Annotated in this window: 22 protein-coding genes and 1 tRNA gene; 19 read left to right on the forward strand and 4 right to left on the reverse strand. The window is 74.3% G+C overall.

The annotated features are described in order from the left end of the window. Positions 1-1,002: 1,002 nt before the first annotated feature. The 9 genes from fdh (at position 1,003) to ACPFP2_RS16470 (ending at position 11,755) form a co-directional block, all read left to right on the forward strand. Positions 1,003-4,299, forward strand: coding sequence for a formate dehydrogenase (gene fdh, locus ACPFP2_RS16430; RefSeq protein WP_424090047.1), 3,297 nt, complete (start codon positions 1,003-1,005; stop codon positions 4,297-4,299). Then, positions 4,292-5,401 (forward strand): 4Fe-4S dicluster domain-containing protein, encoded by a 1,110-nt coding sequence (locus ACPFP2_RS16435; RefSeq protein ID WP_424090048.1) that lies wholly within the window; start codon positions 4,292-4,294, stop codon positions 5,399-5,401. The genes fdh and ACPFP2_RS16435 overlap by 8 nt, the downstream gene beginning before the upstream one ends. 254 nt (positions 5,402-5,655) lie before the next feature. Next, on the forward strand, positions 5,656-6,660 hold the full coding sequence (gene nrfD, locus ACPFP2_RS16440; protein WP_424090179.1) for an NrfD/PsrC family molybdoenzyme membrane anchor subunit: 1,005 nt from the start codon (positions 5,656-5,658) through the stop codon (positions 6,658-6,660). Between the two features lie 44 nt (positions 6,661-6,704). Beyond that, a tRNA-Sec gene (locus tag ACPFP2_RS16445) sits at positions 6,705-6,800 on the forward strand. A 20-nt stretch (positions 6,801-6,820) separates the two neighbouring features. Further along, a complete protein-coding gene (gene selA, locus ACPFP2_RS16450) occupies positions 6,821-8,119 on the forward strand; it encodes an L-seryl-tRNA(Sec) selenium transferase (RefSeq protein WP_424090049.1) in 1,299 nt (432 codons plus the stop codon). Position 8,120: 1 nt separating this feature from the next. Continuing rightward, on the forward strand, positions 8,121-9,884 hold the full coding sequence (gene selB / locus ACPFP2_RS16455) for a selenocysteine-specific translation elongation factor (RefSeq protein WP_424090050.1): 1,764 nt from the start codon (positions 8,121-8,123) through the stop codon (positions 9,882-9,884). A gap of 108 nt (positions 9,885-9,992) precedes the next feature. After that, positions 9,993-10,190 carry a hypothetical protein gene (locus tag ACPFP2_RS16460; protein WP_088974253.1) on the forward strand — a complete coding sequence of 66 codons (198 nt, stop codon included), beginning with the start codon at positions 9,993-9,995 and terminating at the stop codon, positions 10,188-10,190. A 43-nt stretch (positions 10,191-10,233) separates the two neighbouring features. Further along, on the forward strand, positions 10,234-11,502 hold the full coding sequence (locus ACPFP2_RS16465; protein WP_424090051.1) for a hemolysin family protein: 1,269 nt from the start codon (positions 10,234-10,236) through the stop codon (positions 11,500-11,502). A gap of 79 nt (positions 11,503-11,581) precedes the next feature. Continuing rightward, positions 11,582-11,755, forward strand: a complete 174-nt coding sequence (locus ACPFP2_RS16470; RefSeq protein ID WP_170839572.1) for a hypothetical protein — start codon at positions 11,582-11,584, stop codon at positions 11,753-11,755. Between the two features lie 3 nt (positions 11,756-11,758). Here ACPFP2_RS16470 and ACPFP2_RS16475 read toward each other — a convergent pair whose 3' ends face one another. Next, on the reverse strand, positions 11,759-12,412 hold the full coding sequence (locus ACPFP2_RS16475; RefSeq protein WP_424090052.1) for a hypothetical protein: 654 nt from the start codon (positions 12,410-12,412) through the stop codon (positions 11,759-11,761). A 131-nt stretch (positions 12,413-12,543) separates the two neighbouring features. Here ACPFP2_RS16475 and ACPFP2_RS16480 point away from each other — a divergent pair, with 131 nt between their 5' ends. After that, a complete protein-coding gene (locus ACPFP2_RS16480; RefSeq protein ID WP_088974250.1) occupies positions 12,544-12,750 on the forward strand; it encodes a hypothetical protein in 207 nt (68 codons plus the stop codon). On the opposite strand, the gene ACPFP2_RS16485 is transcribed toward ACPFP2_RS16480, so the two are convergent. The 3 genes from ACPFP2_RS16485 to ACPFP2_RS16495 all read right to left on the reverse strand — a co-directional run bounded on the left by ACPFP2_RS16485 (position 12,747) and on the right by ACPFP2_RS16495 (position 14,386). Beyond that, entirely contained in the window at positions 12,747-13,226 is a 480-nt protein-coding gene (locus tag ACPFP2_RS16485; RefSeq protein WP_424090053.1) for a hypothetical protein, read from the reverse strand. The two genes, ACPFP2_RS16480 and ACPFP2_RS16485, sit on opposite strands and share 4 nt — an antisense overlap. Next, positions 13,223-13,432 carry a phosphatidylethanolamine-binding protein gene (locus ACPFP2_RS16490; RefSeq protein ID WP_088974248.1) on the reverse strand — a complete coding sequence of 70 codons (210 nt, stop codon included), beginning with the start codon at positions 13,430-13,432 and terminating at the stop codon, positions 13,223-13,225. The genes ACPFP2_RS16485 and ACPFP2_RS16490 overlap by 4 nt, the downstream gene beginning before the upstream one ends. 72 nt (positions 13,433-13,504) lie before the next feature. Beyond that, positions 13,505-14,386, reverse strand: a complete 882-nt coding sequence (locus ACPFP2_RS16495; RefSeq protein ID WP_424090054.1) for a universal stress protein — start codon at positions 14,384-14,386, stop codon at positions 13,505-13,507. A 117-nt stretch (positions 14,387-14,503) separates the two neighbouring features. Between ACPFP2_RS16495 and ACPFP2_RS16500 the strand changes: the two genes are divergently transcribed. From ACPFP2_RS16500 to odhI, 9 genes are all read left to right on the forward strand, one after another. Then, complete coding sequence (locus tag ACPFP2_RS16500) at positions 14,504-15,250, forward strand: SAM-dependent methyltransferase (protein ID WP_424090055.1); 747 nt, start codon at positions 14,504-14,506, stop codon at positions 15,248-15,250. A 62-nt stretch (positions 15,251-15,312) separates the two neighbouring features. Further along, a complete protein-coding gene (locus ACPFP2_RS16505) occupies positions 15,313-16,491 on the forward strand; it encodes a PP2C family protein-serine/threonine phosphatase (protein ID WP_424090056.1) in 1,179 nt (392 codons plus the stop codon). A gap of 42 nt (positions 16,492-16,533) precedes the next feature. After that, positions 16,534-17,007, forward strand: coding sequence for a MarR family transcriptional regulator (locus tag ACPFP2_RS16510; protein ID WP_424090057.1), 474 nt, complete (start codon positions 16,534-16,536; stop codon positions 17,005-17,007). 311 nt (positions 17,008-17,318) lie between these two features. Beyond that, positions 17,319-17,960, forward strand: coding sequence for a CDP-alcohol phosphatidyltransferase family protein (locus ACPFP2_RS16515; protein ID WP_424090058.1), 642 nt, complete (start codon positions 17,319-17,321; stop codon positions 17,958-17,960). Further along, positions 17,957-18,913, forward strand: a complete 957-nt coding sequence (locus ACPFP2_RS16520) for a DUF881 domain-containing protein (protein WP_424090059.1) — start codon at positions 17,957-17,959, stop codon at positions 18,911-18,913. Before ACPFP2_RS16515 ends, ACPFP2_RS16520 begins: the two co-directional genes overlap by 4 nt. Beyond that, positions 18,910-19,242: a small basic family protein gene (locus tag ACPFP2_RS16525; protein WP_067311500.1), complete on the forward strand. Its 333-nt coding sequence runs from the start codon at positions 18,910-18,912 to the stop codon at positions 19,240-19,242. The genes ACPFP2_RS16520 and ACPFP2_RS16525 overlap by 4 nt, the downstream gene beginning before the upstream one ends. An 11-nt stretch (positions 19,243-19,253) precedes the next feature. After that, positions 19,254-20,237 carry a DUF881 domain-containing protein gene (locus tag ACPFP2_RS16530; RefSeq protein WP_424090060.1) on the forward strand — a complete coding sequence of 328 codons (984 nt, stop codon included), beginning with the start codon at positions 19,254-19,256 and terminating at the stop codon, positions 20,235-20,237. A gap of 56 nt (positions 20,238-20,293) precedes the next feature. Next, the gene (gcvH, locus tag ACPFP2_RS16535) at positions 20,294-20,674 is read left to right on the forward strand and encodes a glycine cleavage system protein GcvH (RefSeq protein WP_424090061.1); all 381 of its coding nucleotides are present in this window, start codon (positions 20,294-20,296) and stop codon (positions 20,672-20,674) included. 223 nt (positions 20,675-20,897) lie between these two features. After that, positions 20,898-21,350 carry an oxoglutarate dehydrogenase inhibitor Odhl gene (gene odhI, locus ACPFP2_RS16540; RefSeq protein WP_088962138.1) on the forward strand — a complete coding sequence of 151 codons (453 nt, stop codon included), beginning with the start codon at positions 20,898-20,900 and terminating at the stop codon, positions 21,348-21,350. Positions 21,351-21,354 lie beyond the last annotated feature (4 nt).

Raw genomic sequence — 21,354 nt, forward strand, 5'->3', positions numbered from 1 at the left:
GCCTACCCGGACCACTACGCCCAGTGGGAGCAGCAGGCCGCCGACCTCGTCGCCGAGCACTGGAACAGCTGACCCACCCACACACGCATACTGGCCGGCACCCCACACTGGGGTGCCGGCCAGCGGCATATCCGGCCGCGTCGAGGTGGCGTCTGCGCCGACTGCTGAGCGGTGTCTGCACCGATCCGCCGTGCATGACGGCGATCGCCCGGCAGCGATTGCGCAACCGAGCGTGCCCAAGCCCTCGTCCCGCGCACCCGATCGCCCGATCGCCCGATCGCCCGATCGCCCAGAGTCGATCATGCAGTTCGACGGCGGTGTGGATCGCCATGACGGCCGCCAACCTCATGATCAATCCGCGGGCGGGCGGGGGTGGGCGGCGGTGGGGCCGTGTGTTCAGAAGCGGGCGGGACGTCCACGCGCCGCGCGGTGCCGACTGAGGTGCGTCGTTCCGGTCGGGGGTGCCCGCGAGGCGGGCTGGATCTTGGCGAGTTGTCGTTCACTGCGAACGTCAACTCTCCAAGATCTCGTTCCATCGCCCCTCGCGGAGGGCGGCGTGGCGGGGCCAGGGGGAGTTTCCGGCCCGGGATCGCCGCACTGGCCGGGAGGCGTGCCGAGCCACCCGGCCGCCACTGCACCACGCTCGCCCCGGCGGACAGCCCGACCTGATCACGGTGCGAGGGCGGTGGTGGGGGTCACGTCGAGCGAGGGAAGGGCGAGGGCGGGTAGCGTGTTGAGTCGGGTGTCGGTGTGTCCAGTGTCCCCGGGCCTCACCTGAAATGCCGTCGCGGAATACCGTTCGGCTGGAGCCGCGTCGCGCCACGCGCCGAGAGGCGACCTGCACACCGACACCCCCAGCGCCGCCCCCGACCCACCCGGGCCGGGGGCGGCGCTGTCCGCGTACGCCGAAAAAGATCGACCACTTGGCTCGCGGACCCCCGAGGGGCTGGCCTATGTTCAGGGGACGTCGGCCTGCGCGGTGTCGGGGAGGAGGTGCCCACGGTGGGGATCCGTACCTTCATCGAGGGCTGGCCGGTCTACCGGCAGCTCACCGGCGCCGACCCGCTCGGCCGGGGCGCGGCGGCGCAGTCCGGCCGCTCGGCGGAGTTGACCGCGCGCACCGAGGACGCGGACACCGTGGCCCGCTCGGTCTGCCCGTACTGCGCGGTGGGCTGCGGGCAGCGGGTCTTCGTCACCGACGGCCGGGTCACCCAGATCGAGGGCGACCCGGACAGCCCGATCTCCCGGGGCCGGCTCTGTCCGAAGGGCTCGGCCAGCAGGAGCCTGGTCACCAGCCCGCTGCGCCAGACCACGGTCCGTTATCGCCGGCCGTACGCCACCGAGTGGGAGGACCTGGAGCTCGACGTCGCGCTCGACATGATCGCCGACCGGATCCTCGCCGCCCGCGAGGAGACCTGGGAGGACGTCGACAGCGAGGGCCGGCCGCTCAACCGGACACTGGGCATCTCCAGCCTCGGCGGGGCGACGCTGGACAACGAGGAGAACTACCTCATCAAGAAGCTGTTCACGGCGATGGGGGCGCTCCAGATCGAGAACCAGGCCCGGATTTGACACTCCGCCACCGTCCCCGGTCTGGGGGCCAGCTTCGGTCGGGGTGGCGCGACGGACTTCCAACAGGACGTCGCCAACGCTGACGTCATCGTCATCCAGGGCTCGAACATGGCCGAGGCCCACCCGGTGGGCTTCCAGTGGGTCATGGAGGCCAAGCGCCGGGGCGCGAAGGTCTTCCACGTCGATCCCCGGTTCACCCGGACCAGCGCCGTGGCCGACACGTACCTGCCGATCCGGGCGGGCACCGACATCGCGCTGCTCGGCGGCGTCGTCAACCACATCCTGGAGAACGAGCTGGACTTCCGGGAGTACGTGCTGGCGTACACGAACGCGGCGACGATCGTCAGCGAGCGGTTCGTCGACGCCGAGGACGGCGACGGCTTCTTCTCCGGCTTCGACCCGGAGACCGGCAGCTACGTGCAGGACAGCTGGCAGTACGCGGGGCACGAGTCCGACTCCGGCAGCGGTCACACCGCCCGGGAGCGGGACAGCGCGGCCGGGCTGCGGCACGAGTCGCACGGCGCGCAGGTGCACGGGGAGACCCTGCGCGACGAGACGTTGCAGCATCCGCGCTGCGTCTACCAGATCCTGAAGCGGCACTTCGCCCGCTACACGCCGGAGATGGTGGAGCGGGTCTGCGGGATCCCCCGGGAGAAGTTCCTGGAGCTGGCCCGCGCCTGGACGGAGAACTCCGGCCGGGAACGCACCGGATGCCTCATCTACTCGGTGGGCTGGACCCAGCACAGCGTCGGTGTGCAGTACATCCGCACCGGCGCGATCATCCAGCTGCTGCTGGGCAACATGGGCCGCCCGGGCGGCGGGATCCTGGCGCTGCGCGGGCATGCCAGCATCCAGGGCTCGACGGACATCCCCACCCTGTTCAACCTGCTGCCGGGCTACCTGCCGATGCCGCACCACGCCACCCACCCGACCTTCGACGAGTGGGTGGACAGCATCCGGCACCCGGGCCAGAAGGGTTTCTGGGGCAACGCGCGGGCCTTCGGCGCGAGCCTGCTCAAGGCGTACTGGGGGGACGCGGCGACCCCGGAGAACGACTTCTGTTACGGCTACCTGCCCCGGATGACCGGCGACCACGGCACCTACCAGCAGGTGCTCAACATGATCGACGGCAAGGTCAAGGGGTACTTCCTGCTCGGCCAGAACCCGGCGGTCGGCTCGGCGCACGGCCGTGCCCAACGCCTCGGTATGGCCAACCTCGACTGGCTGGTGGTCCGCGACCTGTTCATGATCGAGAGCGCCACGTTCTGGAAGAACGGCCCGGAGGTCGCCACCGGCGAGATCGTGCCGGAGCAGTGCCGCACCGAGGTGTTCTTCCTGCCCGCCGCCTCGCACGTGGAGAAGGAGGGCACCTTCACCCAGACGCAGCGGCTGGTGCAGTGGCGGGAGAGGGCCGTCGACCCGCCGGGCGACGCCCGTTCCGAGCTGTGGTTCTTCTACCACCTGGGCCGCCGGCTGCGGGAGAAGCTGGCCGGCTCGGACCAGCCCCGCGACCGGGCGCTGCTCGACCTGGCCTGGGACTACCCCACGCACGGTCCGCACTCCGAGCCGAGCGCCGAGGCGGTGCTGCGCGAGATCAACGGGTACGACGTGGCGACCGGCCGGCTGTTGTCGTCGTTCGCGGAGGCGAAGGACGACGGCTCCACCGCCATCGGGTGCTGGATCTACGCCGGCGTCTACGCCGACGGCGTCAACCAGGCCGCCCGCCGCAAGTCCCGGCACGAGCAGGACTGGGTGGCCGCCGAGTGGGGCTGGGCCTGGCCGGCGAACCGGCGCACCCTGTACAACCGGGCCTCCGCCGATCCGCAGGGCCGGCCGTGGAGCGAGCGGAAGCGTTACGTCTGGTGGGACGAGGAGAAGGGCGAGTGGACCGGCTACGACGTGCCGGACTTCGAGCGCACCAAGCCGCCGACGTACCGGCCGCCGAAGGGGGCGTCCGGGCCGGAGGGCATCGCCGGTGACGACGCGTTCGTCATGCAGGGCGACGGGAAGGGCTGGCTGTACGCGCCGAGCGGCGTGCTCGACGGGCCGCTGCCGACGCACTTCGAGCCGGCCGAGTCGCCGATGCGCAACCCGCTGTACGGGCAGCAGGCCAACCCGACCCGCAAGGTGTACGCGCACCCGGTGAACTCGGTGAACCCGAGTCCGCCGCAGGAGCACAGCCAGGTCTTCCCGTACGTGTTCACGGTCAGCCGGCTCACCGAGCACCACACGGCCGGCGCGATGAGCCGGACGGTGCGACCACTGGCCGAACTCCAGCCGGAGATGTTCGTGGAGGTGTCGCCGGAGCTGGCCGCCGAGGCGGGGCTGACCCACCTGGGCTGGGCGCACCTGATCAGCGGCCGGGCGGTGATCGAGGCGAAGGTGCTGGTCACCGACCGGCTCACCCCGCTGCGGGTGGACGGCCGGGTGATCCACCAGCTCTGGTTGCCGTACCACTTCGGGTTCGAGGGCATCGTGACCGGCGATTCGGCCAACGACCTGTTCGGCATCACCCTGGACCCGAACGTCCTGATCCAGGAGAGCAAGATCGGCACCTGTGACGTACGCCCCGGACGCCGGCCCACCGGCCCGGCCCTGCGCGAGCTGGTCGCCGACTATCAGCGGCGGGCCGAGCTGGTCCCCGGCCGGACGCCGCCGATGGTGACCGTTCGCCACCCGGCCGGAACCGACACCGACGCGGGGCCGGGGGAGGACGACGATGCCTGACGCCAACAGCCTCTACGGCCCCCTCGACCCCGCCCCGGACGCCGGCTGGGTCTCGGCCGGCCCGCGGATGGGCTTCTTCACCGACACCAGCGTCTGCATCGGCTGCAAGGCGTGCGAGGTGGCCTGCAAGGAGTGGAACGACGTCCCCGACTCCGGCTTCGACCTGCTCGGCATGTCGTACGACAACACCGGCGCGCTGACCGCGAACTCCTGGCGACACGTGGCCTTCATCGAGCAGCCCCGCCCGGCCGGGCACCGCGCCCCGCCGTTCGCCGGCGCCCCGACGGGCGGCTCGGCGAGCGCGACGTCGGCGGCGGTCGCCGCCGGAAACGGCAACCCGTCGGGCACGGACCCGGGCGTGCCGCCGGGTGCGGCCGCCGCCGCCGCCCGGATGGCCGCCGGCCCGAGCACCGGCACCGCGCCCGTCGAGGGCACCGCGCCCGCCGGGTCGAACGGCGCGGCGACCGGGACCCGGTTCCTCGGCATGCCGGGCGCGCAGCCACCCGGTCGGAGCACCGGCGCCGGGGCACGTACCGACTTCCGCTGGCTGATGATGTCGGACGTGTGCAAGCACTGCACCCACGCCGCCTGCCTGGACGTCTGCCCCACCGGGGCGCTGTTCCGCACCGAGTTCGGCACGGTGGTGGTGCAGGAGGACATCTGCAACGGCTGCGGCTACTGCATCTCCGCCTGCCCGTACGGCGTCATCGACCAGCGCAGGGGCGACGGCCGGGCGTGGAAGTGCACGCTCTGCTACGACCGGATCGGCGCGGGCATGACACCGGCCTGCGCGCAGGCCTGCCCGACCGAGTCGATCCAGTACGGCCCGCTGGACGAGTTGCGCGAGCGGGCCGCGCGGCGGGTGGAGCAGCTGCACGGTCGGGGCGTGCCGGAGGCCCGCCTCTACGGCCACGACCCGACCGACGGGGTGGGCGGCGACGGCGCGTTCTTCCTACTGCTGGACGAGCCGGAGGTCTACGGCCTGCCACCGGACCCGGTGGTGACCACCCGGGACCTGCCGAAGATGTGGAAGCGGGCCGGGTGGGCCGCCGTGGCCATGGCGGCGGCGGCCGTCGCCGCGTTCGTCGGAGGTCGGTCGTGAGTCCGCAGCGCCCGGTCGGTGACCTGTTCCGCCGCTTCCGCGAGCGGATCGACCCGGACGCGGTGCGGGGCCGGGGCCGTGCGTCGGCCCAGCTCGGCCACGGCCCGAAGGTGGGCGTCGGCCCCGCCGGTCCGGCCGCTGCCGACCAGGGAGCGGGCGGGGACCACCCGCGCGACGGCCGTGCCGCGAGCGCTGCGCCGCACACCGACGCCGGTGCCGCCGAGGCCGGCCACGCCCCTCGCCCGCCGCGCGACGTGGCCCCCGCCGACCGGCGCGGCGGGCGCGGACGTGGCGGCCGCCGGGGTGGCGAGGAGCTGCGGGTGCCTGAGGCCGAGTTCACCTCGTACTACGGCCGGCCGATCCTGAAGCCGCCGGTGTGGCGTTGGGACATCGCCGCATACCTGTTCACCGGCGGCCTCGCGGCCGGGTCGTCGCTGCTGGCGGCGGGTGGGCAGCTCACCGGGCGACCGGCGCTGCGCCGCGCCGGCCGCGTCACCGCGCTCGGCGCGGTCACCGCCAGCGCGTACTTCCTCGTCAACGATCTCGGCCGGCCGTCGCGGTTCCACCACATGCTGCGGGTGGCGAAGCCGACCTCGCCGATGTCGGTGGGCACCTGGATCCTCACTGCCTACGGCCCTGCCGCCGGGGTCGCGGCGGTCGCCGAGGCGGCGTCCCGGCTGCCGGAGCGGGGCGCGCTCGGGCTGGCTCGCCGGCTGCTGCCCCCGGCCGGGCAGGTCGCCGGGCTGGCCGCCGCCGTCACCGCGCCCGCCCTGGCCACGTACACCGGGGTGCTGCTCGCCGGCACGGCGGTGCCGTCCTGGCACGAGGCGTACCCGGAACTGCCCACCATCTTCGCGGGCAGCGCCCTGGCCAGCGGCGCCGGTGTCGGCCTGATCGCCGCGCCCTGCGCGCAGGCCGGCCCGGCGCGACGCCTCGCGGTCGCCGGCGCGGCCCTGGAACTGTGGGGCGCGCACTCGGTGGAGACCCGCCTCGGGCTGCTCAGCGAGCCCTACCGGACCGGCACGGCCGGGCGGCTGCTGCGCGCCGGGCGGGCGCTGACGGCCGCCGGGGTGGCCGGCGCGCTGCTCGGCCGGCGCAGCCGGGCGGTCTCCGCGCTGTCCGGCGCGGCGCTGCTGGCCGCCTCCGTCGTCACCCGGTTCGGCATCTTCCACGGCGGGGTCGCCTCGGCCCGGGATCCGAAGTACACGGTGCTGCCGCAGCGGGAGCGCATCCGCCGCCGGGAGGCCGGCGAGGTCTGAGCCTCGCCACGCGCCCCGGCGAGTGCTGTGGTTGACTCCTGGGCGGAGGCGTTCAGGCGGCTGGTGCCCCTCCCGGTCTTCAAAACCGGTGTGGTCCGGTACCCGGGCCAGGCGGGTTCGATTCCCGTCCGTCTCCGCCACGCTGCACGGGAGATGACGCATGGGTGAGGCGCCGGCCGACCCGCGGCGGCGGGTGCCGCGCACCGACACCCTGCTCGCCGACCCGGGGCTGGCGGCGGCCGTCGCGACCCTCGGCCGCGACCGGGTCAAGGCCGCCGTCGTCACCGCCCAGGACCGCGCCCGGCGCGGCGAGATCACCCCCGACGAGGTACGCGACACCGCGCTCGCCGCACTGCCCGCGCCGACGCCCCGCGCCGTGCTCAACGCCACCGGCGTCGTGCTGCACACCAACCTCGGCCGGGCGCCCCTGTCGGACGCCGCCGTCGAGGCGGTCGTCGCCGCCGCCGGGCACACCGACGTGGAACTGGACCTGCGCACCGGCCGGCGGGCCCGGCGCGGCCGCGACGCCCTCGACGCCCTCGCCGCCGCCGTGCCCGACGCCGCCGCCGTGCACGTGGTGAACAACGGGGCCGCCGCGCTGGTGCTCGCCGCCACCGCCCTGGCCGCCGGCCGGGAGATCGTGGTCAGCCGGGGCGAACTGGTCGAGATCGGTGACGGCTTCCGCCTGCCCGACCTGCTGGAGAGCACCGGGGCGCGGCTGCGCGAGGTGGGCACCACCAACCGCACCACGCTGTCCGACTACGCCCGGGCCGTCGGCCCGGACACCGGCTTCGTGCTCAAGGTGCACCCGTCCAACTTCGTCGTCACCGGTTTCACCTCCACCGTGCCGGTACGCCAGTTGGCCACCCTCGGCGTGCCGGTGGTGGCCGACATCGGGTCGGGACTGCTCGCACCGGACCCGCTGCTGCCCGACGAGCCGGACGCCGCCGGCACCCTGCGCGCCGGGGCGGCGCTGGTCACCGCCAGCGGGGACAAGCTGCTCGGCGGCCCGCAGGCCGGGCTGCTGCTCGGCGACGCCGACCTGGTCGAGCGGCTGCGCCGGCACCCGCTCGCCCGGGCACTGCGGGTCGACAAGCTGACCCTGGCGGCGCTGGCGGCGACCCTGCACCGCCCCGGCACGCCCACCCGGGCCGCCCTGCACGCCGACCCGGCGGTGCTGCGCGCCCGGGCGGAACGGCTGCGCGACGCGCTCGGCGCGGACGGCTGCCAGGCCGAGGTGGTGCCCAGCGCCGCCGTGGTCGGTGGTGGCGGCGCCCCGGGCGTCGAACTGGACTCCTGGGCGTTGAGCCTGCCCGGGTCGTACGCCGGGCCGCTGCGCCTGGGCAGCCCACCGGTGCTCGGCCGGGTGGTCCGGGGCCGGCTCCTGCTGGACCTGCGTTGTGTGCCCGCCGCCGCCGACGACACGCTGCGCGTGGCGGTGCTGCGGGCGGCCGGCTGACATGCACGTCGTCGCCACCGCCGGACACGTCGACCACGGCAAGTCCACCCTGGTCCGGGCGCTGACCGGGATGGAACCGGACCGGTGGGCCGAGGAACGTCGCCGGGGCATGACCATCGACCTCGGGTTCGCCTGGACCGCCCTGCCCTCCGGCGCGACGATCGCCTTCGTCGACGTGCCGGGGCACGAACGGTTCGTGCCGAACATGCTCGCCGGGGTCGGCCCAGTGCCCGCCGCGCTGGTCGTGGTCGCCGCCGACGAGGGCTGGATGCCGCAGTCCGCCGAGCACCTGGCCGCGCTGCACGCGCTCGAGGTGTCGTACGGCCTGCTCGTGGTGACCCGCGCGGACCTGGCCGACCCGGCGGCGGCGACCGAGGCGGCCAGGGCCGAGATCGCCGCCACCTCCCTCGGCGAGGTCGAGGCGGTGGCGGTCAGCGCCCTCACCGGCGACGGCCTGCCGGCGCTGCGCGCCGCCCTGGACCGGCTGGTCGCCCGGGTGCCGGCCCCGGTGGTGGACGGCCCGGTGCGGCTCTGGGTGGACCGCTCGTTCACCGTGCGGGGCAGCGGCACGGTGGTCACCGGCACCCTCGGCGGCGGCCGGCTGCGCGTCGGCGACCAGCTCGCCCTCGCCGACACCGGTGAGCTCGTCCGGGTACGCGGCCTGCACCGCCTGGGCGAGGCCCGGGACCGGGTGGACGCGGTGGCCCGGGTGGCGGTCAACCTGCGCGGCGTGCCGAAGGACCGGTTGGCGCGCGGCGACGCCCTGCTGACCCCGGGCCGGTTCCGCCGCACCGACCTGGTCGACGTGCGCCTGGCCGGGGACCCGGCGGCCGACCTGCCGGCCACGCTCACCCTGCACGTCGGCGCGGCGGCCGTGCCGGTGCGGGTCCGACCGCTCGGCGTCGACACCGTCCGGTTGCGGCTGGCCCGGCCGCTGCCGCTGCTCATCGGCGACCGGGCGCTGCTGCGCGACCCCGGCCGCCACCACGTCGCCGGCGGGGTGACCGTGCTGGACGTGGACCCGCCGCCGCTGACCCGCCGGGGCGCCGCGGTCGCCCGGGCCGGGGTGCTCGCCGGCCTGGACGGACGGCCCGACCTGGCCGGGGAGCTGCGCCGCCGGTCGCTGGCCCGGGCCGGCGAGCTGACCCGGATGGGGGTCACGGTCACCGCCGAGCCGGTGGCGGGGGACTGGCTCGCCGACCCCGACCACTGGCGGCGGCTGGGCGACCGGCTGGTCGAGGAGACCACCCGGTACGCCCGCGAGCACCCGCTGGAGCCCGGCGTGCCGGTGGAGGTGCTGCGCCGGCGCCTCGACCTGCCCGACCGGGCCCTCGTGGCGGCCCTGGTCCGGCCGCCGCTGTCGCTGCGTGCCGGCCGGGTCGCCACCGCCCCGGCGGACACCCTGCCCGAGCTGGTGGCCGGCGCGGTGCGGCGGGTCCACGCCGAGTACGCGCGGCACCCGTTCCGTGCCCCGGAGGCCGACCGGCTCGCCGCCCTCGGCCTGGGCCCCCGGGAGATCGGCGCGGCGGTCCGCGCGGGCGCGCTGCTGAAGCTCACCGAGAACGTGGTGCTGCTGCCCGGCGCGGTCGACGACGCGGTCCGGGTGCTGGCCGGCCTGCCGCAGCCGTTCACGCTCAGCGCGGCCCGGCAGGCGCTGGACACCACCCGCCGGGTGGCGGTGCCGCTGCTGGAGCTGCTGGACCGCCGCGGTGCCACCCGCCGGCTGCCCGACGACGCCCGCGAGGTGGTCACCCCACCGTCCTGACCCCGGCCGGCAGGGCGGGGTCGCACGCGGCGCTCGGCGGGAAGGTCGTACCGGGCGGGTGAGCGCAAGCCGCTCCACCGGTGCCCCGCGGTCGCCTACCGTGACGCCATGGACCCTTCGGCGGTCTGGCGGGACAAGAACCACCGCTGGCGGATCGAGGCGTACCGGGCGCCGGACCTGCGGTTCGCGATCTTCGCCACCAACGGCACGACCGAGTCCGCGCCGCTGTGGTTGTTCGGGATGTCGGCGTTGGCCCGCTGGTTGATGACCCACGCCATCTCCCTCGACGACCTGGAGACCGACTGACCGGCGGCGGGGGACCGGCCGACGAGCGCGGGGAGGGGGTGCGGTGGGCGGTCAGCTCGCGCTGGTGGCGGTGCTGGTGCTGGTCAACGCCGCCCTCGCCGGCAGCGAGATGGCGTTGGTGACCCTGCGCGAGGGGCAACTGCGCCGGCTCGCCCGGACCGGGCGCTCCGGCGCCCGGCTGGCCCGGCTGTCCCGGGAGCCGAACCGGTACCTGGCCACCATCCAGCTCGGCATCACCCTGGCCGGGTTCCTCGCCTCGGCGGCGGCGGCCGTCTCGCTGGCCGAGCCGCTGGTCGGTCCGCTGGGCTTCCTCGGCCGGGCGGCCCGGCCGGTGGCGGTGCTGCTGGTGACCGTGGTGCTGACCTTCGTCACCCTGGTGGTGGGCGAGCTGGCCCCGAAACGGCTGGCGATGCAGCGGGCGGAACGGTGGGCGCTGCTCAGCGCGGTGCCGCTGGACCTGCTGGCCGGGCTGTCCCGACCCGCGGTGTGGCTGCTCAGCCGGGCCACCGACCTGCTGGTCCGGCTGGCCGGCGGGGATCCCCGGGCGAGCCGGCAGGAGGTCACCGAGGAGGAGCTGCGGGAGATGCTGGTGAGCCAGCGGGGCCTGTCGGCGCAGCAACGGGAGATCCTGTCCGGCGCGTTCGACATCGCCGGCCGTACCCTGCGGGAGATCCTGGTGGCCCGGCGGGACGTGACCGTGCTGCCCGCCACCATGACCGCCCCGGAGGCGATGCGCCGGCTGGCCGCCACCGGGCGCTCCCGGGCCCCCGTCGTCGGCCCCGGTGGGCTCGACGACGTCTGCGGGGTGGTGCACATCCGCGACCTGGTCGACGCCGGTGCCGCCACCGCCGGGCAGCGTTCCCGTCCGCCGCTGCTGCTGCCGGGCAGCCTGCCGGTGGCCGACGCGATGCGGCAGCTGCGCCAGCGCCACGAACAGCTCGCCCTGGTGGTCGACGAGCACGGCGGGATCGATGGCCTCATCACCATGGAGGACCTGCTGGAGGAGGTCGTCGGCGAGCTGTACGACGAGACCGATCGGGACGTCAGCGGGGTGGTCCGGGAGGCCGACGGCGCGTTGCTGCTGCCCGGCGACTTCCCCCTGCACGACCTGCCCGACGTCGGGGTGCGGCTGACCTTCCCGCTGCCTCGCGACTACACCACCGTCGCGGGGCTGGTGCTGGCCGGGCTGGGCCGGCTGCCGACCGGCCCGGGGGACAGCGTGCGGCTGCCCGGGCTCACCGTCGAGGTGGTCGAGGTGGCCGACCGGGCGGTGCGGCGGGTGCGGCTGCGCGGGCCCGCGGCACAGTGCTGACCCGGACGGGTGACAGGACGTGAACCCCGGTGTCCCGGCCGGCGTGCGGTCGTACGGTGCGGGCGTGAAGGACCGAGGCATGCGGACGTTCCTTGCGGTGCTCGCCGGGCTCGCGGTGATCTACTTCGGGGTGACCGGGCGCAGCGGCGCCGAGGAGGGCGGCGGGGTCTCCGGGGGAGTGGTGCTGCTCGCCCTGCTCGCCTCGCTGCTGGTCTGGAACCTCACCAAGCCGGGGGACAAGCCGGTCAAGTGAGGCTCACCGGGCCGCCGCCGTGCGGCTGACCTCGCCGGCGGACTCCTCACCGAGGGCGACGCGCACCAGCGCCGAGGCGAGCCGGCCGAAGTCCGCCTCGCCGACCAGGCCGGCCAGCCCGCGCGGGTTCGCCGGCAGCCCGAGCCGCCGGGCCCCGGCGAGGGCGCGCCGGTCGGCGTACGGGCGCACGTCCGGCCAGACGGTCTGCGCCTCGCGCAGGAAGATGTCCGCACCGGTCGGGCCGATGCCGGGGAACTCGGTGAGCAGCCGACGCAGCACGCTCGACCGGCCGCCCGCCTCCTGGTGCAGCCGCCGCAGGTCACCGTGCCAGCGGTCCAGGCAGAGCCGGGCGCCGGTGCCGAGCATCGTCGCGGTCCGTTCGTCGTAGCGGCGGTAGTGGCCGCGACCCAGCGCGTCGACCCGGTCCTGCCAGCTCGCCGCCTCCATCGCCTGCGGGGTACGCCAGCCGGCGGCGAACAGCTCCCGTGCGGCGGCCACCGCCACCTGGGCACGGATCCGGGTGCTCAGCAGCGTGGCCAGCACCAGCAGCTGGTACAGCGGCCCCGGCCGGTCGGTCAACCGGATACCGGCCTCTTCGGCGTACGTGCGTCCCTGCCGGTCCAGCAGGACCCGGGCCACCCGGTGTTCGTCCCCCATCACCGTGCTGTACCCGCCCCGGCGGGGATCAGCCCGGCCGGCGGGACCCGAATGCGCGCCACGGCGGCGGGTAAGCCGAGCAGGTGCGCGGCCGAGGCGTCGCGCGCTTCCCACCGGGAAGGAGACCCGTCGTGGTGCAACCGCAGCAGGAGGAGTTCCGGCGCAACGACAAGGGCGCCACCAGCCAGGACAGCAAGGGACCCCGGCCGACCGGGCATCCGCTCAACAAGAGCCACTCGACCGGTGACCGGGGCAGGCCCGTGCCCAAGGGGCAGGTGTCGCCGTACGGTCCGGCCGGTGAGCCGGTCGCCGACGACGAGAGCGACGCGCGGGGCTAACGACATCCCCGCCCGGATGGCGGCCGCAGCCGGTTCCAGGTGGCTGCGGCCGCCACTCCGTACGCCAGGTGCGGCACGAAGTCGGCGACCCAGTCGCTACGCCGCCAGGTGCGCGGGTCGGTGACTCCGAGGGCCGTCATCGACCCGTCGGAGATGGCCATGACCGTGCCGCCGAGCAGCACCGGGCCGACCGACAGGGACGCCCGGCGACCGCCGGCGAGCGCGCCCACGAGTGCGCCGACGGCGATGCCCATCCCGTAGCCGAGGACGGGCCCGAGGCCCGAGCGGCGGTTGGCCGCCCGGTCCTCGGGCCCGAGGTCCACGTGCGCCGTCTCGGCCAGCCGGCGGGCGGTCTCGTCCGGGGTGCTGCTCGCCGGCCGCGCCCGGACCACCATGTCGAGGTAGCTGACGACGTTCAACGCGGCGCTGCCGACCGCGCCGGCGATCGCCCCGTCGACCAGACCGGACGCCCTCACTTCGGGTCGCCGGGTTCGCGTTCGCCCTTGGGGCCGAAGGTCCGTTCGCCCCGGACGACGCCCCGCTGGCCGCGATCCTCCTGCAGGATCCGGTTGGCGACCTGGTTCGCCTCCTGGTCGGCCGCCCGCCCGGACTGCTCGACCATGTCGCGCAGGCGCGCGCGTTCCTTGTCGTACGCGTTGCTTCCCGGCCGTGGTCCTGGCATCGCCGCCTCCTCGGTCGCTGTCACCGCGTGCCGTACCCGGGCGGTCTACCCGTCTGCGGACGCGCCAACCGCTCAGTCGGGGGCCCGCACCACGGCGACCGGGCTGGCGCTGTGGTGCAGCACCCCCTGACTCACCGAGCCGAGCAGCAGCCCGCTCAGCTCGCCGCGTCCCCGGCCGCCGACGACCGTCAGCAGGGCCCGCTTCGAGGCCTCGGTGAGCGCGGCGACCGGCCGCGCCCGGACCACCTCGTGGGTGACCGCGAGGTCCGGGTGCCGGTCGTGCACGCCGGCGAGGGACTCGGCGAGCACCCGCTGCTCCTCGTCACGCAGCTCCGACTCGTCGTAGACCAGCGGCTGCATGTCGCCCGGGCCCAGGGAGACCGGATGCTTGTACGCGTGCACCGCGTGCAGGCCGGCGCCGCGCAGGCTCGCCTGCTCAGCGGCGAACCCGACCGCCCGGCGGGAGGCGGGTGAACCGTCGACGCCGACCACCACCGGCCCGCCGGGGTGCTCCTCGCCGCGGGCGACCAGCACCGGGCAGTCGGCGTAACTGGCGACCTGGACGGCGACCGAGCCGACGACCAGCGACGCGAACCCGCCCAGGCCCCGGTCGCCGAGCACGACCAGCACCGCGGTGGGGGTCTCGCCCAGCAGGACGGCGGACGCCTCTCCGTCGATGATCTCGCCGGTCACCCGGATCCCGGGTGCGGTCGCCTCGGCCTCGGCGACCGCGTCGGCCACCACCCGTTCGGCCTGGTGGCGCAGCCCGCCACCGGGTGGGCTGCCGGCAGCCTGGTCGACGGGGACCCGCAGCAGCGGCCAGATGAACCCGTGCACCACCCGCAGCGGCCGGTTGCGCCGGGCTGCCTCCGCCGCGGCGAGCCGTACCGCGCGCAGCGCCGGCTCGGAGCCGTCCACCCCCACCACGACCGCCGCGCCGTCCGCCGAGTTCACGTCCGTCCACCTCCTGTCCGGTCAGTATCGCGGGCCGCCTGCTGTCGCCGGGCCGATACCGCCACGACGGCCGGCGTCGATACGCTGTCGGCCACCCGCTGGAAGGGAGCGCCGTCGATGGACGAGCCGGAGCAGCCGAGCACCGCCCGCATGATCGACTTCTGGTTGGGCGGTGAGCACCACTTCCCGGTGGACGTGGCCGCCGCGCGCGCGTTCGAGGAGGCGTACGGTCCCTGCGCGGCCATCTTCCGTGACCTGCGGGCCTTCCTCGGCCGGGCCGTGACGGCGATCGCCGACGCCGGAGTGGACGGTTTCCTGGTGCTCGGCGCGGGGCTGCCGACCCGGGGCAACGTGCACGAGGTCGCCACCGCGGCGAACGTGCTCTACACCGACGTCGATCCGGTGACCGTACGGCTCGGCCAGCAGATCCTGGCCGACAGCGACCGCGCCGGTTACGGCTACGGCGACGCCACCGACATCGGCACGGTCGACCGGGCCCAGTTGCACCGCTTCGTGCCGGGCTGGGGGAGGAGGCCGGTCGGGGTGGTGTTCCTCGGGCTGGCGGCGTTCCTCGACGACGCGACCCTGGCGGGCACCCTGGAGGAGATCTACGAGGCGGTGGCGCCGGGCAGTTTCCTGGCGTTCGACTTCGACAGCGAGGAACTGGCCGGTCATCCGCAGGCGTTGGCGATGATGGGGCCGCAGTTCCGGATGCGCGACCCGGCGTCGTTCCGTCCGCTGCTGGGCCGGTGGGCGCCGACGCCCGACGGCATCGTCGCGGTGTCGCGGTGGCGGGTGGACGGCGAAGCGGCGGCGGTGCCGGACGCCTTCCACGGTGGTCTGGCGGTCAAGCCGGCCGGGTGACCCGGCGGGTCCGGCCCTCCGTATGATGCTTGCCCCGTAGCAAGAAAATCGGAAGGACCAACATGCCGGACGTGCCCGCCGCGGTGTCCCGTGCGCTGCGCGCGGCCCCACCGGACCAACTGGTGGAGACCACGGACCGCACCCTCCGGTCGCTGCTCGCCGCGTCGCGGGTGGAGGTCTTCCTCGCCGACTACCGGATCAGCGGGCTCTGGCCGGTGCTCGGCACGCAACTGCCGGAGGCCGGCTTCCTGGCCTGCGCGGGCGTCGCGCAGCGCTGCTTCAGCAGCCAGCAACCGGTGCTGGACGCGCACGACGAGGGGCACTGCCGGGTCTGGGTGCCGGTGACCGCCTGGGGGGAGCGGCTGGGGGTGCTCCTGGTCGAGCTGACCGCCGCACCGGACACCGCCACGGTCGGCGCGGCGGAGGAGGTGGCCGGGGAACTCGCCACCGCCCTGCGTGCCGCCGACCGGGAGACCGACCGCTACCGGCGGGCCCGGCGTCGCGAGCGGCTCAGCATGGCCGCGGAGATGCAGTGGGATCTGCTGCCCGGGCGCAGCGTCCGGCACGAGCAGTTCCTGCTGGCGGGGCAGCTCGAGCCGGCGTACACCGTCGGCGGTGACCACTTCGACTGGGCGGTGGACGCCGGCCGGCTGACCCTCACCGTGCTCAACGGCACCGGCACCGGGATCGGGGCGTCGCTGCTGACCGCCCTGACCGTGAACGCGATGCGCAACGCCCGCCGCTCCGGCGGCGGGTTGGTGGAGCAGGCCGAACTGGCCTCGGACACCATCTTCTACCAGCACCGGGGACAGCGGCACGTGGCCACGCTGCTGCTGGCGGTGGAGACCGCTACCGGGCGGGTCCGCGCCGTGGACGCCGGCTCGCCCCACCTGCTACGCCTGCGTGGGGGCACGGTCACCCCGATCGAGCTGGAGCGCCAGCTCCCGCTGGGCATGTTCGCCGAGACCCGCTACGCGGTGCAGGAGTTCGACCTGGCGCCGGGGGACCGCCTCTTCGTGGTCAGCGACGGGGTGTACGCCGCGCAGCCGGGTGGCCAGGAGGCGTACGGCGAGCGGGTGATGGCCCGGTCCATGCGGTCCACGCGGCTGCAGCCGGCCACGGAGGCGGTTGGTACGGTGATGCGCGAGCTGTTCGCCTACCACGCCGAGACCGACCTGCGTGACGATGCCGTCGTCGTCTGCCTGGACTGGCTCGGTGCCAGCGTTCCGGGCGGACGGTGACCGACCGGCAGGTACGAGCGGGACGATCGCAGGGGACAGCGGGTGGACCGACCTCCGAATCTCGCCGCGGCGATCGACGCCGCGGCCGAGGCGCTGATCGGTGTGCTCGACTCGGCCTCCTCCCGGCACCAGGTGGCCGTCCCGCCGACCCAGCTGCGGGTGCTCTCGCTGATCACCGAGCGGCCGGAGACCAACGTGAACCGGTTGGCGGAGCTGTTGGACGTGGTGCCGTCGTCGGCCAGCCGGCTCTGTGACCGGCTGGAGGCCACCGGTCTGCTGCGGCGGGTGGCGGATCCCCGCGACCGCCGTGAGGTCCGGCTGGTCCCCACGGCGGCGGCGGAGACGTTGTTGCGGGAGTTGACGGAGCGCCGGCACCGTGCGGTGCAGGCGGTGCTCGACCGGATGCCGGCGCGTACCCAGCACGAGTTGCTGCTCGCGCTGCTCGCCTTCGCCCAGGCCGCCGAGACCGGGGTCACCGCGGAGCCCGGCACCGACGCCACCGCCCTCACCGCCTGACCTGTCCGCCCCCGACACGAAGATCGTGCGACGGACCCGAACGACTAGTGTCCTAGGATGCCTTACGGGTGGTGACGCAGCACACAAGGAGCAACGGTCGACGACGCAAACGCGCGGCCGGAGGACACAGACGTGAGCCCGATATAGTGGCTGCGCAACTCGCCGGCCCACGGTCACGACACCGGAGCCGGCACCAGGGGGAGGTCCCAGCCCGGGATCGCCGAGGCGCCGGCGCTGGCCGGCCCGTCAGCGCGCACGTCCCACCGAGGTGTCCCACGTGGCACCCGGTTCGTGCTGCGGAGGGAGGTTCGGTGTCGCGTCGGCCGGCTCGGGTGGAGCAACCGCACGGTTCGGGCGGGGTCACCGTCGCCGGTGACCGGGTGCTGACCCTGCCGAACCTGATCAGCGCCGTCCGGCTGCTCGGCGTACCCCTCTTCCTCTACCTGTTCCTGGTGGTGGAGGCCGACGTGGCGGCGATCGTGGTACTGGCCGCCGGTGGCACCACCGACTGGGTCGACGGCTGGATCGCCCGCCGGCTCGGCCAGGTCAGCCGCCTCGGCGAGCTGCTGGACCCGCTCGCCGACCGGCTCTACATCCTGGCCACCCTGCTCGCCTTCACCGCCCGCGAGGTGGTGCCGTGGCAGTTCACCGCCGCGCTGCTGGCCCGCGAGGTGCTGCTGCTCGGGTCACTGGCGGTGCTGCGCCGCCACGGCTACGGCCCGCCGCCGGTGCACTACGTGGGCAAGACGGCCACCTTCCTGCTCCTGGCAGCCTTCCCGATCCTGCTGCTGGCGCAGACCGCGGGAGCCGTGGCGACCGCCGCCTCGGCGATCGGCTGGGGCCTGGCCTGGTGGGGTCTGGTGCTCTACTGGGCGGCCGGCGCGATGTACGTGGTCCAGGCCGCACGGCTGGTGCGTGCGATGCGGACCCGGTCCGGGGGAGCGGCGGCATGAGCACCGGCCCGGACTCCGGTGGCCGCCCGGCGCGCGTCTTCACCCCGGACTTCCTCACCGAGTTGTTCCGCAACCCGCTCGACCCGGGGTACGCCGACGCGGCGGCCCGACGGCGCGAGTCACCGCCGTCGCCGGCCGGGTGGCGGGGCGCCTCGGCGCGGGCGGTCAGCGTCCTGGTGATCGTGGTGGTCGGGTTCCTGTTCGCGGTGGCGTACCGGGAGACCCTGGCCGAGGAGCCGAGCCGCAGCCAGGCGCGGGCCGGGCTGATCGCGCAGATCAAGCAGCGGGAGGCCGAGACCGACCAGATGACCGCCCGGGCGGACCGGTTGCGCGAGGAGGTGGGCCGTCAGCGTGACGCCGCGCTGAGCGGTTCGCAGGCGGCCCGGTTGCGCAACCTGGAGGCGGGCACCGGTCTGGGTCGGGTGCGCGGGGACGGCATGGTGGTGCGCATGGTCGACGCGGCGCCGAAGGAGGACGACGCGGTGACCGGTGACTCGGAGGCCGGCCCGGACCGGGTGATCTACTCCGACCTGCAGAAGGTGGCCAACGATCTGTGGGCCGCCGGGGCCGAGGCGGTGGCGATCAACGGTCAGCGGTTGACGGCGACGTCGACGATCCGGTCGGCGGGGGCGGCGATCCTGGTGGACTTCCGGCCGGTGACGAGCCCGTACGAGGTGACGGCGATCGGGCCGGGCTCGATGCGGGACAAGTTCGAGGAGAGCCGGTCGGCGTACCTGATGCGTCGGGTGGCGAAGCAGACCGGCCTGTCGTTCCAGGTGCGCGAGGCCGAGGGCCTCACCCTGCCGGCCGCGCCGGAGCCGCGGCTACGCTACGCGCAGCCTTCGGTCAGTCCGGTCCCGTCGCCGTCGGGTTCGGCGGGCGCCGGCGGCTCGACCAGTCCCGGGCCGGCCGGTCCGGGTACGTCTCCCAGCCCCTCCGGAGGTGTCCGATGATCGCGGTGCTGGCGTTGCTGGCCGGTGTGGTGCTCGGGATCTATCTGGATCCGACCGTTCCCGCCGCGTTGCAGCCGTACCTGCCGATCGCGGTGGTGGCCGCGCTCGACGCGGTGTTCGGTGGGGTGCGGGCGAAGCTGGACCGGATCTTCGACGACAAGCAGTTCGTGGTGTCGTTCATCTCGAACGTGCTGGTGGCGGGTCTGATCGTGTACCTGGGTGACCAGTTGGGGGTGGGCGGTCAGCTCTCCACCGGCGTGGTGGTCGTGCTCGGGGTGCGGATCTTCGGCAATGTGGCGGCGATCCGTCGTCACCTGTTCCGGGCGTAGGGTTCGTGGCGATGAGCGACGAGCAGCGGGAGACCGGGACGGGGTGGCCGGAGCCGGCGGGGCCGGGTCGTCGGTCGGGGCCGGCGGGTGAGCCGGATCCGCGGCCGGATGCGCCGGATCCGGACGAGATCAGTCCCCTGGTCGCGCCGCCGGAGCCTGAGTCGCGGGTCGGCGACGCCGATGACGACGGTGGTCCGACGGTGAATCTGGCGGAGGCGGTGGCCGCGCCGCCGCAGGAGCCGGAGCCGACGTCGGCGCCGGCGCCGGCGCCGACGAAGGGCGGTCCGGGCGCGTGGGGCGGGCGGTTGAGCTCGGCGGGCGTGATGATCGCGGTGCTGTTGGCGTTGCTGGGTTTCACCCTGGTGGTGCAGTTGAAGACGACGTCGACGGATCCGACGTTGGCGGCGACGCGGCAGGAGGACCTGGTCCGGATCTTCTCGGATCTGGATTCGCGGGAGAAGCGGCTGCAGCAGGACATCGAGGCTCTCGAGGAGAGTCAGCGGCAGTTGCGCTCCGGTGAGCAGGGTCGGCAGGCGGCGTTGGAGGAGGCGCGGCGGCGGGCGGACCAGTTGGGGATCCTGGCGGGGACGTTGCCGGCGCGGGGGCCGGGGTTGGCTGTCCGGTTCGTGCCGGGTGGGAAGCCGATCGCGGCGGAGCGGATCCTGGACGCGGTGCAGGAGTTGCGGGGTGCGGGGGCCGAGGCGATGCAGATTTCCGGTGCCGGTGGGTCGCCGGTGCGGATCATCGCGTCGACGTACTTCCTGGACGGGCAGAACGGGTCGCTGGTGGTGGACGGGCGGTCGTTGTCGGGTCCGTACACGATCACGGTGATCGGTGATCCGACGACGATGTCCACGGCGTTGAAGATTCCCGGCGGGGTGGCCGCGACCGTCGCCGGTGACGGCGGTAACGTGATCGTCGAGGAGCGTGAGGTTGCCGAGGTTTCGGCGCTGCACGGGCCGATGAAGCTGGAACACGCCCGTCCGGTCTCCTGACCGGCGCGGCCGCGCCGGGTCTTTCCCGGTGCACCGATGGATGAAGGACGCGTCTGGTGATTCCTGAGGATCTGCGTTACACCGCTGAGCACGAGTGGGTGGTCGGCGCCGACGGCGGCGTGCTGCGTGTCGGCATCACTCACTTCGCGCAGGATGCGCTGGGCGACATCGTGTTCGTCCAGTTGCCGGACGAGGGTGCGGTGGTGGCCGCCGGTGAGCCGTTGGGTGAGATCGAGTCGACCAAGAGCGTGTCGGAGATCTACTCGCCGGTGAGCGGTACGGTGTCGGCGCGGAACGAGGCGCTGGGTGACACTCCTGAGGTGATCAACACGGATCCGTACGGTGCGGGTTGGTTGTTGGAGATCACTCCGGATGATGCGTCGGCGGTGGACGGGCTGTTGACGGCTGCGGCGTATCGCGAGCTCACCGCGAGCTGAGTGTTGCCCGTGCCGGGCGTGGGGGACGATGATGTTCCCGCGCGTCCGGTTGCCCTGCATTTCGGCGCTGGCTAGGCTCGCCCAGTCGACCGAGAACCCAATAGTTGAGCGTTGTGTAATTGCCTTCCCGGGCACGGGGAGCCAGCCGCCGGGTGTGCGACTGCCCGGCGGCCAGACCCGCCATTACCCCGACGCTGACCGAACAGATCCGTGAGGTGGTCCCATGACGCGCCCAGGCGACGAGTTCCCCCCGCTCGACGTCACTTCGACGCTCAATCTCGGTTCGTTGGACGAAGTGCTGGAGGGGCCGGACACCGATGTGGTGCCGAGCCGGATGTCCGGCTCGTTGCCGCCGGGGATGGCGCTGCTGGTGGTTCGGCGTGGGCCGAACGCCGGTGCGCGGTTCCTGTTGGACCATGACGTGACCACGAGTGGCCGGCACCCGGACAGTGACATCTTCCTCGACGACGTGACGGTGTCGCGGCGGCACGCGGAGTTCCACCGCGACGGTGGGACGTTCACGGTGCGGGACGTGGGCAGCCTGAACGGCACGTACGTGAACCGGGAGCGGGTCGAGGCCGCGACGTTGAGCAACGGTGACGAGGTGCAGATCGGTAAGTTCCGCGTGGTGTTCATCGCCGGTCCTCGCCCGGAGGAGGAGGCCGGCCGCGGGTGAACGA

Source organism: Micromonospora citrea (assembly GCF_049629545.1).
In the GTDB taxonomy this organism is placed as follows: Bacteria; Actinomycetota; Actinomycetes; order Mycobacteriales; family Micromonosporaceae; genus Micromonospora; species Micromonospora citrea_A.